The 12,969-nt window shown below is 64.5% G+C and carries 15 protein-coding genes; 2 read left to right on the top strand and 13 right to left on the bottom strand.

Annotated elements, in window-relative coordinates; translation table 11 throughout:
* Window positions 1-3 precede the first annotated feature (3 nt).
* From EN869_RS24710 to EN869_RS24685, 6 genes are all read right to left on the bottom strand, one after another.
* Window positions 4-783: a succinate dehydrogenase iron-sulfur subunit gene (locus EN869_RS24710; RefSeq protein WP_127229051.1), complete on the bottom strand. Its 780-nt coding sequence runs from the start codon at window positions 781-783 to the stop codon at window positions 4-6.
* Window positions 783-1,217: a DUF3052 family protein gene (locus tag EN869_RS24705; protein WP_127229052.1), complete on the bottom strand. Its 435-nt coding sequence runs from the start codon at window positions 1,215-1,217 to the stop codon at window positions 783-785. Before EN869_RS24705 ends, EN869_RS24710 begins: the two co-directional genes overlap by 1 nt.
* 2 nt (window positions 1,218-1,219) lie before the next feature.
* A complete protein-coding gene (gene sdhA / locus EN869_RS24700; protein WP_127229053.1) occupies window positions 1,220-3,046 on the bottom strand; it encodes a succinate dehydrogenase flavoprotein subunit in 1,827 nt (608 codons plus the stop codon).
* A 4-nt stretch (window positions 3,047-3,050) separates the two neighbouring features.
* Window positions 3,051-3,446, bottom strand: a complete 396-nt coding sequence (gene sdhD / locus EN869_RS24695) for a succinate dehydrogenase, hydrophobic membrane anchor protein (protein ID WP_127229054.1) — start codon at window positions 3,444-3,446, stop codon at window positions 3,051-3,053.
* Entirely contained in the window at window positions 3,446-3,868 is a 423-nt protein-coding gene (gene sdhC, locus EN869_RS24690; protein ID WP_127229055.1) for a succinate dehydrogenase, cytochrome b556 subunit, read from the bottom strand. The genes sdhD and sdhC overlap by 1 nt, the downstream gene beginning before the upstream one ends.
* Before the next feature lie 368 nt (window positions 3,869-4,236).
* Window positions 4,237-4,731, bottom strand: a complete 495-nt coding sequence (locus tag EN869_RS24685) for a hypothetical protein (protein WP_127229056.1) — start codon at window positions 4,729-4,731, stop codon at window positions 4,237-4,239.
* 243 nt (window positions 4,732-4,974) lie between these two features.
* Here EN869_RS24685 and EN869_RS24680 point away from each other — a divergent pair, with 243 nt between their 5' ends.
* Window positions 4,975-5,331, top strand: a complete 357-nt coding sequence (locus EN869_RS24680) for a hypothetical protein (protein ID WP_127229057.1) — start codon at window positions 4,975-4,977, stop codon at window positions 5,329-5,331.
* 252 nt (window positions 5,332-5,583) lie between these two features.
* On the opposite strand, the gene EN869_RS24675 is transcribed toward EN869_RS24680, so the two are convergent.
* Window positions 5,584-6,780: a GGDEF domain-containing protein gene (locus EN869_RS24675; protein ID WP_127229058.1), complete on the bottom strand. Its 1,197-nt coding sequence runs from the start codon at window positions 6,778-6,780 to the stop codon at window positions 5,584-5,586.
* A 164-nt stretch (window positions 6,781-6,944) separates the two neighbouring features.
* Here EN869_RS24675 and EN869_RS24670 point away from each other — a divergent pair, with 164 nt between their 5' ends.
* Window positions 6,945-7,250 (top strand): hypothetical protein, encoded by a 306-nt coding sequence (locus EN869_RS24670; RefSeq protein WP_112129082.1) that lies wholly within the window; start codon window positions 6,945-6,947, stop codon window positions 7,248-7,250.
* 63 nt (window positions 7,251-7,313) lie between these two features.
* Here the strand turns inward: EN869_RS24670 and leuC are convergent, their stop codons facing one another.
* From leuC to EN869_RS24630, 6 genes are all read right to left on the bottom strand, one after another.
* The gene (gene leuC, locus EN869_RS24665) at window positions 7,314-8,723 is read right to left on the bottom strand and encodes a 3-isopropylmalate dehydratase large subunit (RefSeq protein ID WP_127229059.1); all 1,410 of its coding nucleotides are present in this window, start codon (window positions 8,721-8,723) and stop codon (window positions 7,314-7,316) included.
* Between the two features lie 399 nt (window positions 8,724-9,122).
* Window positions 9,123-9,758: a methyltransferase domain-containing protein gene (locus EN869_RS24655; RefSeq protein ID WP_127229060.1), complete on the bottom strand. Its 636-nt coding sequence runs from the start codon at window positions 9,756-9,758 to the stop codon at window positions 9,123-9,125.
* 110 nt (window positions 9,759-9,868) lie between these two features.
* Window positions 9,869-10,684, bottom strand: a complete 816-nt coding sequence (locus tag EN869_RS24650; RefSeq protein ID WP_127229061.1) for an amino acid ABC transporter permease — start codon at window positions 10,682-10,684, stop codon at window positions 9,869-9,871.
* A 260-nt stretch (window positions 10,685-10,944) separates the two neighbouring features.
* A complete protein-coding gene (locus tag EN869_RS24640) occupies window positions 10,945-11,742 on the bottom strand; it encodes a transporter substrate-binding domain-containing protein (protein WP_127229062.1) in 798 nt (265 codons plus the stop codon).
* Window positions 11,743-11,909: 167 nt separating this feature from the next.
* Window positions 11,910-12,410, bottom strand: a complete 501-nt coding sequence (locus EN869_RS24635; RefSeq protein WP_127229063.1) for a MarR family transcriptional regulator — start codon at window positions 12,408-12,410, stop codon at window positions 11,910-11,912.
* Window positions 12,407-12,841, bottom strand: coding sequence for an organic hydroperoxide resistance protein (locus EN869_RS24630; protein ID WP_127229064.1), 435 nt, complete (start codon window positions 12,839-12,841; stop codon window positions 12,407-12,409). Before EN869_RS24630 ends, EN869_RS24635 begins: the two co-directional genes overlap by 4 nt.
* Between the last annotated feature and the right edge of the window lie 128 nt (window positions 12,842-12,969).

Here is a 12,969-nt window from a genome sequence, read left to right as displayed (position 1 = left end):
GGGCTAGACGCGGCGCTCCACCATCATCTTCTTGATCTCCGCGATTGCTTTCGCAGGGTTCAGGCCTTTGGGGCAGGTCTGCGCGCAATTCATGATGGTGTGGCAGCGATAGAGCCGGAACGGGTCTTCGAGATTGTCGAGCCGTTCGCCCGTCGCCTCGTCGCGGCTGTCGATCAGCCAGCGATAGGCCTGCAGCAACGTGGCCGGGCCGAGATAGCGGTCGCCGTTCCACCAATAGCTCGGGCAGGAGGTCGAGCAGCACGCGCACAGGATGCACTCATAGAGCCCGTCGAGCTTCTCGCGGTCCTCATGGCTCTGCAGCCATTCCTTGGCCGGCGTCGGCGAGACCGTCTTCAGCCACGGCTCGATCGAAGCGTGCTGGGCGTAGAAGTTCGTGAGGTCGGGCACCAGGTCCTTGATCACAGCCATGTGCGGCAACGGATAGACCTTCACGGCGCCTGAGATGTCATCCGCGCCCTTGGTGCAGGCCAGCGTGTTCGAGCCGTCGATGTTCATGGCGCAGGAGCCGCAGATGCCTTCGCGGCAGGAGCGGCGCAGCGTCAGCGTCGGATCGATCTTGTTCTTGATCCACAACAGCGCGTCGAGAACCATCGGACCGCAATCGTCCATGTCGACGAAATAGGTGTCCATGCGCGGATTCTCGTCATCGTCCGGCGACCAGCGGTAGATGCGGTATTCGCGCAGATTGGTCGCGCCTTCCGGCTTCGGCCAGGTCTTGCCCTGCTGGACCTTGGAATTCTTGGGAAGCGTGAGTTCGACCATTACCTGCGGTCCTTTCGGATGACGAGCTTCAGCCCGGACCAGATTTCGTTGACGGCGGCGACCTTGACGTCGACCAGGTCGCGCTTCAGCGCTTCGGACCGGATGACGTCCTCGGTGACGTCGGTCGGCACTTTCGACGCTTTCTTCGGCCATGAGACCCAGACCATGCCGTCGCGCTTGATCGCCGTCTCGATGCCGGCCAAGCCGTCCTCGATCTCGGCGCGGTGCCGGGTGAAGGCATGGACGGCATCGTATTTCCGGTTGCCCGAGATCGCCGACCACTTTGACAGCCGATCGACGCCGGCAAAGGACACGGCCTCGGTCAATTCGTCGAGTTCCGGCGGCAGCGCGATGAAGGCGGCGACCATGCCGTCCTTCAGGCCGAGCTTGGCCGGAAGGGGCGTGCCGGAATATCCGGTGGCCGCGAGCGCCATGATCAGTATACCCGCGCCTTCGGCGCGATCTTGGCCGGGTTGATGCCGCCGTCCTTTTCCGCCAGCAGCGTCTCGGTGTGCACCGGCCGGTAGGTGAGCGTCACCTTGCCATCCTCGCTGAGGCGGGCAAGCGTATGCTTGCGCCAGTTGGCGTCGTCGCGCGCCGAGAAATCTTCCCGCGCATGCGCCCCACGGCTCTCCTTGCGCGCCGCGGCGCCATAGACCGTGGTGATCGCGTTGGCCATCAGGTTTTCCAGCTCCAGCGTCTCGACGAGGTCGGAATTCCAGATCATCGAGCGATCGAAGACCTTGATGTCCTTGAGCTCGCCCCAGATTTCGGAAACGCGCTTGCAGCCATTGTCGAGCGATTCCTGGGTGCGGAACACCGCCGCGTCCTCCTGCATCGCCTTCTGCATCTTTTCGCGCAGCACCGCCGTCGGCGTCGAGCCGTGGGCATGGCGCAGCCGGTCGAAGCGGTCCATGATCTTCTCGACCGAGGCCGCGTTGGGCGACGCGATCGCCGACTTGCGGTCGATCACCTGGCCGGCGCGCAGCGCCGCCGCGCGGCCGAACACGACAAGATCGATCAGCGAGTTCGAGCCCAGCCGGTTGGCGCCATGCACCGACGCGCAGCCGGCTTCGCCCACCGCCATCAGCCCGGGCAACACGCGATCCGGACTCTCAGGCGTCGGGCTGAGCACTTCGCCCCAATAATTGGTCGGCACCCCGCCCATATTGTAGTGCACCGTCGGCAGAACCGGGATCGGCTCCTTGGTGAGGTCGACGCCGGCGAAGATCTTGGCCGATTCCGAGATGCCGGGCAGCCGCTCATGCAGCACCGCCGGATCGAGATGGTCAAGATGCAGGAAGATGTGATCCTTCTTCGGCCCGACGCCGCGGCCTTCGCGGATCTCCATCGTCATGCAGCGCGAGACCACGTCGCGCGAGGCAAGGTCCTTGGCGGACGGCGCATAACGCTCCATGAAGCGCTCGCCTTCGGAATTGACCAGATAGCCGCCCTCGCCGCGCGCGCCCTCGGTGATCAGGCAGCCGGCACCGTAGATGCCGGTCGGGTGGAACTGCACGAACTCCATGTCCTGCAGCGCGAGCCCCGCGCGCGCGGCCATGCCGCCGCCATCGCCGGTGCAGGTATGCGCCGAAGTGGCGGAGAAATAGGCGCGGCCATAGCCGCCGGTCGCCAGCACCACCATCTTGGCCGAGAAGCGGTGGATGGTGCCGTCGTCGAGATTCCAGGCCACCACGCCGGTGCAGGTGCCGTCCGGCTCCGTGATCAGGTCGAGCGCGAAATATTCGATGAAGAACTGCGCATTGTTCTTCAGCGACTGTCCGTATAGCGTGTGCAGCATGGCATGGCCGGTGCGGTCGGCGGCCGCGCAGGTGCGCTGCACCGGCGGGCCCTCGCCGAAATTCATCATCATGCCGCCGAAGGGCCGCTGGTAGATCTTGCCCTCTTCGGTGCGCGAGAACGGCACGCCGTAATGCTCGAGCTCGTAGACCGCCGCGGGCGCCTCGCGCACCATATATTCCTGCGCGTCGATATCGCCCAGCCAGTCCGATCCTTTGACGGTGTCGAACAGGTGCCACTGCCAGTTGTCCGGGCCCATATTGGCGAGCGAGGCGGCGATGCCGCCCTGCGCGGCAACCGTGTGCGAGCGGGTCGGGAACACCTTGGTGATGCAGGCGGTGCGCAGGCCCTGCTCGGCCATGCCGAGCGTGGCGCGCAGGCCGGCGCCGCCGGCGCCGACGATCACGACGTCGAACTTATGGTCGACAAAAGTGTAGGCGGAAGCCGTGTTTGCGTTGGCCAAGACGTCAGCCTCCGAATGCGAGTTTGAGCAGGGCAAACAGCGAAGCGACGCCGATTGCCACGCAGAAGAAGGTGTTGAGCGCGATCAGCGCCAGCTTCATGCCTTCGCCATGCACATAATCCTCGATGATGACCTGCATGCCGATGCGCATGTGGTAGAGGCCGGAGACCAGCACCAGCGCCAGCACCAGCGCCACGAAGGGATTGGCGAGCGACGCCCGCACATCCGTGTAGCCGTGGCCGTTGACCGCGATCAGGAAGCCGACGAAGAACAGCAGCAGCGGGATGTTGGCGATCGCCGTCAGCCGCTGGCGCCAGAAATGTTGCGTGCCTTCGCGCGCCGAGCCCAGGCCGCGCACCTTGCCGAGCGGCGTGCGCATATCGGTGTTGTTCGCAGTCATCAGAAAGCCCCCCGCGCCGCGTAGCCGGCTACCCAGATCAGGAGCGTCAGCACGATCGAGCCGGCAAGCGTCGCCCAGGCGATCTTCGAGGCGGTGTGCTTTTCCAGCCCCGCGCCGGTGTCCCAGATGAGATGGCGCAACCCGCCAAGCATGTGGTGCATCAGCGCCCAGGTGTAGCCGAACAGGACCAGCCGGCCGAGCCAGGAACCGAAGGCCCAGTTGACCCAGTCGAAGGTGGCCTGCGAGCTCGAAGCGGCGATCAGCCACGCCGCCACGAGCAACGTGCCGAAATACAGCGCGCCGCCGGTGATGCGATGGATGATCGACATCGTCATCGTGATCGGCGGCCGGTAGATCGTCAGATGCGGCGAGAGCGGCCGTTCACGTCTGGCTACTGCGCGGGTGGCTGGTGATTTGCTCATGGCTGCCCCAGTTCGGCGTCCTGGATGCCGCTACCGAAGGAGCGGCGTTTTCCACTCTCATCTATGGCTCCGGACAGCCGGTTTCTAATGCTCTTTTTGCACCGCGTCAAAGCCGGAAAATCGTTTTGGAAACGTCATTTAGTCTGACAAACTGGCGGTCGCGCGCTTCAATCGATTAGCGGCTGTTTTGAAGCCGGCGCAGCGCTTCGCTGCAGTGCGATAAGATCGCGCGCCGGGTGGGTTGAGATTCAGGTCAGGCCGAGTCGAAAACGGCAGGTTCCGAGAACCGGAGCGGAGCTTACTTAAAGTACGTGAGCACCGGAAGCTGCCGTTTGCAGGCCGGCCTCACCTGAAGATCAGCCCACCCGCTATCTTCGACAAGTCTGCGGGGTGGATCCTCGCTTCATCACCAGCGCCTCGCGCCCGTCGATCACGATTGCGTCATGCGTCACCGCTTCCTGGTAGCGGCTGCTCTGATTGGCGGGCGAGGCGGCGAATTCCTCTGTCGTGCCGTCCGCCCGCGCCACGCGTAGCGCGCTGCCCAGATTCTGGATGGTGACCGTGCCGCCATTGCCGCATCTGTATGTGGCCGTGCCGATACCAGATCGCGGCGTGGTGAGGTCGGTAACGATCTTGGTTGGCGGCGCGGCGGGTGGCGCCACAGGTTTGGCCGGGGCCGCCGAGGGCGCCGCAAGCATCGGCGCTGCCGCGGCGGGTACGGCCGACTGTTGGACTGGCGCGGGCGAAGCCGCCGGCGCCGCGGCACTGGCCGCCTTCGGCGCGTTGTTCTGCGGCACGCAGGCCACGGCCGCGAGAAGCAGCGGGATGGTGATCGACACCCGAACCGTGTGGCAAAAACTCATGCGCTGCCCCTTTCGTGCGCGGCACGCTAGCTACGCGGCGCCGCAAGATCAAGTTCACCCGGATTCGGCCGGCTCCATGCCTGCCCCGCGGCAGGCAGGAACCGGACCCTCCAAAATTAACCATGTTCCTTAAGAACCGCCGCCGGAAGCCTCCGGCCTCTTAACAAAGGTTAAGAAACAGTTAATTTCCTGATTCGAACCGGATTTCCAGGCGCGATCTCGCGCCGATCAAGGGAGAGCGACATGCGTTCGAACTCAGTGCGGACAAGCATTGCCGCGGCAGTACTGACGGGACTGGTCTTGGCGATCGCCGCGCCGGCCGAAGCTGGCTTGCGCCATCACGACCGCGTCTATGCCGATTCCTTCGGCAACCTCGTCGTCGACAGCGCCGCCGGCTACAAGCGCATCATCGTCGGCGAAGGCAGGTTCGCGAAGAAGCTTTCCGAGTTCACCAGCGCCGGCCAGCCCGCCGTGGTCTATGACGATGCCGACGAGCCGGGCTCGCCCGGCTGCTATCAGCCGCCGGTGCTGGTGAAGGGCCGCTCCTATATGTACGGGCTTTCCGACGGCGAGATGCCCAATCTCAGCCCTTGCCGTTGACGACCGCCGGCGCATGGCGGCGCCACGCGGTGCCTGACACGCGCACGCAGTCGCGGCCGGCTTTCTTGGCTTCGTGAGCGAGGCGCCAGCGCGCCGCAAAAGATCGGGCAAAAGATTGGCGAAATCCTCGTCGGTAGCCAGCTCCGCCACGCCGAAGCTGGCGCTGCAGGCATGGCTGAAGGACCGCGGACCTCAGCGATCGGCTGCAAGGGTCAAGCCCGTGGATGACGAAGGCGGGGGTGTCCACCTGCCTCACCCAACGGCGAGCGGCACGGCAACGAACGACGTTTCGGGCCTCTCATAGGAAAGCCGGACGCTGTCGCGGCCGTTCTGCTTGGCCTTGTAGAGCGCCTCGTCGGCGCGCCGCATCAATGGCATCAGCCCCTCTTTGCCGGTGCGGGCAGCGACGCCGAAGCTTGCAGTGACCCTAGTGCCGGGCGGCAGGCCGTCGACCGTGCCGGCCGAATAGAGGGCGCGGATCGCTTCCGCGAAGAGCCTTGCCGCTGCGAGGTCGCTGAGCGGCAGAAGCACGGCGAACTCTTCGCCGCCGATGCGGCCGGCGGCTCCGCGCGCGCCGGTGGCGGAACGCAGCTTGGCGGCAAAGTCGGCAATCACCCGGTCGCCGGCCTCATGCCCGTGCCGGTCGTTCAGCGCCTTGAAGTGATCGAGGTCGGCCAGCACCAGGGCGACGGGAAAGCCGGCCTTGCCACATTGATCGAGCAGGAGCGTCGCCCGCTCCTCGAAGCCGCGGCGGTTGAGGATGCCGGAGAGCGGATCGGTGTGGGTCTCCGCCTTGAGCGCCCGCATCACATCGAGCGCCGCGGCGGTGAACAGGCAAAGCGCGATCAGCAGCGACATAAGCGCGTGCGAAAGCAGCGCCGTCGTCCAATAGGACGAGCCGTAGAAGCCGTCATAGCTCGGGAACGGGCCGTGCGCGATGACGACGACCAGCGTGCGGACGATGAAGTTCAGCCCGGAAAGCAGCGACAGCGCGAACAGGATCTTTTCGGTCGGACCGTTGTTGCGCACCGTTCTCAGTTCCGCCGCGACCAGCAGGCTGAGCGCGCCGAAGCCGAAATTCATGACGAGCACGCGCCAGGTGAGGTCCGGCTGGACGAACATGAACCACAGGAAGGCGGCGAGCCCGCCGCCGGTCATGACGGCGATGCCGACATAAGGCACGCGCCGCCCGTAGCGCGCGATGATCCCGCTGGAAAGGCAACAGGCCGCGATCGTGAAGCAGCCGTTGGAGACAAGCTTGGTCAGCGCAAGGCCGATCGGAAGCGTGAAATATTGCAGCAGGAACCCCGGCGCCGACAGGCAGTAGCTGGCGCCGAGCACGGCCAGATACGGACGATGGCGCTGATAGGACCACAGCACGAGGAACGCAGCGCCAAGCGCCAGCGCTATCGTCGGATTGAGCAGCGCTATGAGCAGACCGGTGTCCAAAGGACTGCGACTTTCCCCAACTTACCCAAGGGCAGATACTAGGAGTTAAGCCCAAACAAGCGGTTAAGCCCTCTCGATAAAAAGGTCGCAGAGCCATGCGGAACCGGCCTGCCGGAGCGGCGTTGTCCGGCCAGATCAGAGACGCCAGACAGGAGACGATCGAGATGGCCGGCACGATCACTTTGACCGATCATGATGAAATCCGCTCCTGGGCGGCGGCGCGGGCCGGCTTCCCGGCCATTGTCGACGTCTCGCCCGAGGCCGGTACGCAGCCCATGCTGCGGCTGGTTTTTGGACAGCAGGCCTATGAAGACACCGACCGTCCTGAACGTCCGATCAACGCCGGCGGCTACGAGCTTGTCGAATGGGACGAATGGTTCAGGATCTTCGACGAGCGGCAGCTGGCATTGGTCGTCGCCGCCGACGAACCCGGCCGGCGCGAGGAATTCCACGAGATCGTTCGCAGATAAGGATTGTTGAGAAGCAAAAGGCCCGGACAAAGCGTCCAGGCCCTTTGCATTTGAAGCCGGCGACTACTTCCAGTCGCGGATGTCGACGAAGTGGCCGGCGATCGCGGCGGCCGCGGCCATGGCCGGCGACACCAGATGGGTGCGGCCCTTGAAGCCCTGCCGGCCCTCGAAATTGCGGTTCGAGGTCGAGGCGCAGCGTTCATGCGGCTTCAGCCGGTCGTCATTCATGGCCAGGCACATCGAGCAGCCCGGTTCGCGCCAGTCGAAGCCGGCGGCGAGGAAGATCTTGTCGAGGCCCTCGGCTTCCGCCTGTTCCTTCACCAGGCCGGAGCCGGGCACGATCATGGCGTTGACGCGCGGATTGACCTTCTTTCCCTCGACCACCTTGGCGGCGGCGCGCAGATCCTCGATGCGGCCATTGGTGCAGGAGCCGATGAACACGCGATCGAGCTCAATGTCGGTGATCTTGGTTCCCGGCGTCAGCCCCATATAGTCGAGCGCGCGGATCTTCGAGCTGCGCTTGTTCTCGTCCGTGATCTCTTCCGGATTGGGCACGATGCCCTGCACCGAGACGACGTCCTCGGGCGAGGAGCCCCAGGAGACGATCGGCGGCAGTTTCTGCGCGTCGAGCACGACCACCTTGTCGAAATGCGCGCCTTCGTCCGAATGCAGCGTCTTCCAATAGGCGAGCGCCGCGTCCCACGCCGCGCCCTTCGGCGCGCGCGGCTTGTCCCTGACATAGGCGAAGGTCGTCTCGTCCGGCGCGATCAGGCCGGCGCGCGCGCCGCCCTCGATCGACATGTTGCAGATCGTCATGCGGCCTTCCATCGACAGCGAGCGGATCGCTTCGCCCGCATATTCGATGACGTAGCCGGTGCCGCCGGCGGTGCCGATCTCGCCGATGATGGCCAGAATGATGTCCTTGGCGGTGACGCCTTCCGGCAACTGGCCGTCGACGCGCACCAGCATGTTCTTGGCCTTGCGCTGGATCAGCGTCTGGGTGGCGAGCACATGCTCCACCTCGGACGTGCCGATGCCATGCGCCAAGGCGCCGAAGGCGCCATGCGTGGAGGTGTGGCTGTCGCCGCAGACGATGGTCATGCCGGGCAGCGTGAAACCCTGCTCCGGCCCGATGATGTGGACGATGCCCTGGCGGATATCGTTCTCGGAATAATATTCAATGCCGAAATCCTTGGCGTTCTTGGCCAGCGCCTCGACCTGGATGCGGCTTTCCTCGTTCTTGATGCCGAACTTGCGCTCCGGCGAGGTCGAAACGTTGTGGTCGACCACGGCCAGCGTCTTTTCCGGATGGCGAACCTTGCGGTTCGACATGCGCAGGCCTTCGAAGGCCTGCGGGCTGGTGACCTCATGCACAAGGTGGCGGTCGATATAAAGCAGGCAGGTGCCGTCGTCCTGGCGATCGACCGTATGGTCGTCGAAGATCTTGTCGTAGAGGGTGCGCGGTGCGCTCATGTGCGTAAATCCGTCGATATGAGAATGGGAAAAGCACGCCGGCAATCCGGCGCGACGACTGCGATCGGTCGGCTCAGCGAAGTCGGCTGGTCAGCGCGCCGCAAACGCGCGCGGAGAAACGCGACGGCAGGCGCTTTCTGTCCTGCAGCACGAAACCCTTATAGGCCGGATCGCTGAAAAGCTTTTCCATGGCGGGGTAGATAGCAATGTTTTGGCTTTTCGGCAATTGCGGCGGGGCGCCCCCTTCTCCCCTTGTGGGAGAAGGTGGATCGGCGCGCAGCGCCGAGACGGATGAGGGGTGTTCCAGCGGAGTGAGACGCCGGCATTCCCTGGAGCACCCCTCATCCGGCCGCTACGCGGCCACCTTCCCCCACAAAGGGGGGAAGAAGAGGCTGGCGCTCACACCACCTCGAACACGAACGTCTTCACCAGCGCTTCCGGATCGCCGATCGCGTAGCAGCGGAACCACGGGCTTTGCTCCACGAGCCGCCATCTCCCTACCCGCTCCAACTCATCGAACACCGACTTGAAACCGCCGCTCTCGAAAACCTGGTCGCGCACTGTGAAGATGGCGTGGCCGCCGGTCCGGGTGATGCGCACAAGTTCGTGCAAGCCGGAGGCCGGCGCGTGGCCGATGGTGAAGACGCCGGTCGAGAAGAAGGCTCGGAAATGCCGGTCGGGCCAGGGCAGCGGCCCGCCGAGCATTGCCTTTTTCAACACATTGTAAGCGCCGCGGCTGCCGGCGAGCTTCAGCATGTCGTCGGAAAGATCGAGGCCGGCGATGTCGCCATAGCCCAGCGCCTTCAGCGACGGCCCCGACAGGCCGGTGCCGCAGCCGGCGTCGAGCAGCGGGCCTTCGCCCGCCGGCACGTGCCGTGCCACCCAGGCGGTGATCAGGAACGGCAGTAGGTAGCCGAGCGAGGCGGTCTCGCTGTCATAGGTCGCCGCCCAGTCGGCATAGGCCTTGGCCAGCGCTTCCGGCGTTTCGGCCGCATAGACGGAATCCAGCGCCGCATTGGCCTTGTCGAAATTCATGGGGCGTCTCCTCCGCCGGATGCCTGTCGTCCAAGGTAGAGGAATTCCGGGAAAAGTGGGACCTGGTTTTCCGTCCGGAATAGCGTCAAAAACGAAGAGATGCCAGCTGGCTATTCCTGATGCTGCCGGCGCAGCCGCTGCTCCAGCGCCCTGAGCGCCAACGACAGGCCGACGGTCAGGATGAGGTAGATATAGGCGACGATCGAATAGGTCTCGAAAAAGCGGAACGAGCCGGCGGCATAGACCTTGCCGATCTGGGTGATGTCGGAAACGCCGAGCACCGACACCAAAGAGGAATCCTTGACCATGGCGACGAAGTCGTTGCCGAGCGGCGGCAGGATGGTGCGGATCGCCTGCGGGAACACGATCAACCGAAAGCGCTGCACCCGCGTCAGCCCGAGCGCCTTGGCGGCTTCGATCTGGCCTTTCTCGACCGACTGGATGCCGGCGCGGAACACTTCCGAGATGAAGGCCGAGTAGCCGATGGTCAGCGCCATGATGGCGCGCCACAGCAGCGAGACGTCGCGCACCAGAAGTTCGCCGATGAACCCGGCGCTCTGCAGCGGCGCGGTCAGCGCGTTCCAGGCGGCGACGACGGCCGGCGCGCCGGCAAAGGCGATCCAGAACAACAGCACCAGGATCGGCACGCCGCGGATGATCTCGACATAGAAGCGCGCGATCTGGCGCAGCCACTGCGATCCCGACAGCGCCATCAGCGCGATGCCGAGCCCGAGCGCGGAGGCGAGCGCGAAGGCGACCGCGGTGACGAAGATGGTGATGCCGATGCCCTTGGCAACGGTGGCGAAGACCTGCGCGTAGAGATCGCTGGACGCGATGGCAAGCGCCGCGGCCAATGCGAGGACGAGCGCGGCGGCAAGCCACCACGGGAATTCGGGTTTGGTGATGGTGGTAGCGGGTGTCGGCATCAGGCGGTGCCAGCAAGATAATTGCGAAGGTCGCGTTCCGGCACACCCCCCTCTGCCCTGCCGGGCATCTCCCCCGCAAGGGGGGAGATTGGCAGCTTCACCGCCGCTTTGCCTTCAACGTTGGAGATTGGCGAAAGCCAACGCGACATCCGATCTCCCCCCTTGCGGGGGAGATGTCCGGCAGGACAGAGGGGGGTGTGAAGGAATGAGGCCTCTGGATACTTAGCCCCGCTGTCGCGCATCATTGGCAACAACAGCGCTCACTGCCCCATCTTGTAATCGAGGAACCACTTCTTGTTGAGCTTGTCGAGCGTGCCGTCGGCCTTGAGCGAGGCGATCGCGGCGTTGACCGGCTTCACCAGGTCCGAGCCCTTCGGAAAGATGAACCCAAAGTCCTCGGTGCCGAGCGGCCCGCCGATCAGCTTCAGCTTGCCTTCGGAGGCGTCGACATAGCCCTTGCCGGCGGTGCCGTCGGTCAGCACCACGTCGACGTCGCCCGCCTTGAGCGCCTGCACGGTGGCGCCGAACGTCTCGAACAGCTTGATGCGCGGGTTCTGCTCGTTGCCGTCGAGCACGCTGTAGACGGCGGTGTAGAAGGGCGTGGTGCCGGGCTGGGCGCCGATCAACCCATCCTTGAAGGCGCCAAAACTCTTGGCGTCGGTGAAGCGGCTTTCATCGCCGCGCACCAGCATGAACTGCTCCGAGCGCATATACGGATCGGAGAAGTCGACCTTCTCCTTGCGGTCGTCCTTGATGGTGATGCCGGTCATGCCGATGTTGTACTGGTTGTCGGAAACCGCCTGGATCATCGCGTCCCAGGAGGTGTTCTGGTACTCGACCTTGAAATTCAGCCGCTTGGCGATCTCGTCCATCGCGTCATATTCCCAGCCGATCTGCTTGCCGGTCTTCTTGTCGATGAACTGCAGCGGCGGATAGGCGTTCTCCGTCACCACCACGACCTTCTTGCCGCCGAGATCGGGTAAATTGTCGGCGAGCGCGGCGACGGGCGCCAGAAGGCAGGCCACCATGGCGGCCAGCAGCAATTTCGACTTGGTCATGACAAATCTCCGAAGGTGCGACCGCGCTGCAATTTCGCGGCCTGAGAAAATCCGGCGCCGACTTTAGCTTGCCGCAAGCGCCTTGCAAGCCGGTGCGCTGCGACGTTGCGCGCTATACGCAAATCCAATGCTCTTCGGAAATGGTTTTGTGGATGGCCGTTGCCGGATCACTCCTGATCGGCGGTGGCCTCGCGCAACCCGGCGACCAGCCGTGTCAGCGTGCCGTGCAGAGCCTTCAGTTCGGCCCGGTCCAAAGGCATGGCGCAGCCCAGTCCTTCCTGCACGTCCTTCATCTTCGCCCGCAGCGCCTGACCCTTCGCGGTCGGCTCGACCAGGACCCGGCGCTCGTCGGCATGGTCGCGCCGGCGCGTCACCAACCCGCCGGCTTCCATGCGTTTGATCAGCGGCGTTAGCGTCGCCGAATCGAGACCCAGTGCCGCGCCAAGCTCGCCGATCGTGCTCGGCGAATGCTGCCACAGCGCCAGCATTGCCAGATATTGCGGATAGGTGAGGCCGAGCGGCTCAAGCAGCGGCCGGTAGAGCTTGGTCATCAGCCCGCTGGCCGAATAGAGCGCGAAGCAGAGCTGCTGGTCGAGGCGCGGCACGGCGATAGCCCCAGCGTCCTGAGCCGGGGCTATCTTGGCCATGGTTTCGGTTGTCGTCGTCATGCTGCCTTTGCCGGAAGCGCCGTGGCGGACAGCACCACGTCGATATTGCCCCGGATCGCGTTGGAATAAGGGCAGATCTTGTGCGCTTCCGATACAAGCGCCTCGGCGCTCGCCTGACCAAGCCCCTTGATTTCAGCCGCCAGCGCGACGCCGAGGCGGAAGCCGCCCTGGTCGTTCGGATGGAGGCTCACTGTGGAGGTAATCGAAGCGTCCTCTAGCGGCAGCTTCTGCTGACGGGCGACAAAACGCACCGCGCTCTCGAAGCAGGCGGCATAGCCCACCGCGAAAAGCTGCTCGGGATTGGTGGCGCCGCCCTTGCCGCCGAGTTCCTTCGGCATAGCAAGATCGACCTTGAGTAGGCCGTCGCTGGTTTCGCCGTGACCGTTGCGGCCGCCGCTAACGTGAGCCTGGGCGGTGTACAGTGCAGACATCTTGATCTCCATTTGATTTGTACACGATTATTTAGTGTACAAGATAATGATTGTCAACGATGGCGTCGCGGTTTTCCTGCGGCAAGCGATCACAGTTCGGTGAAAAAACGAAAAAGGCGGCCGAAGCC

It is taken from the genome of Mesorhizobium sp. M2D.F.Ca.ET.226.01.1.1, from assembly GCF_004022705.2.
GTDB lineage: Bacteria > Pseudomonadota > Alphaproteobacteria > Rhizobiales > Rhizobiaceae > Mesorhizobium.
This window is presented reverse-complemented; position numbering and strand designations above follow the sequence as displayed.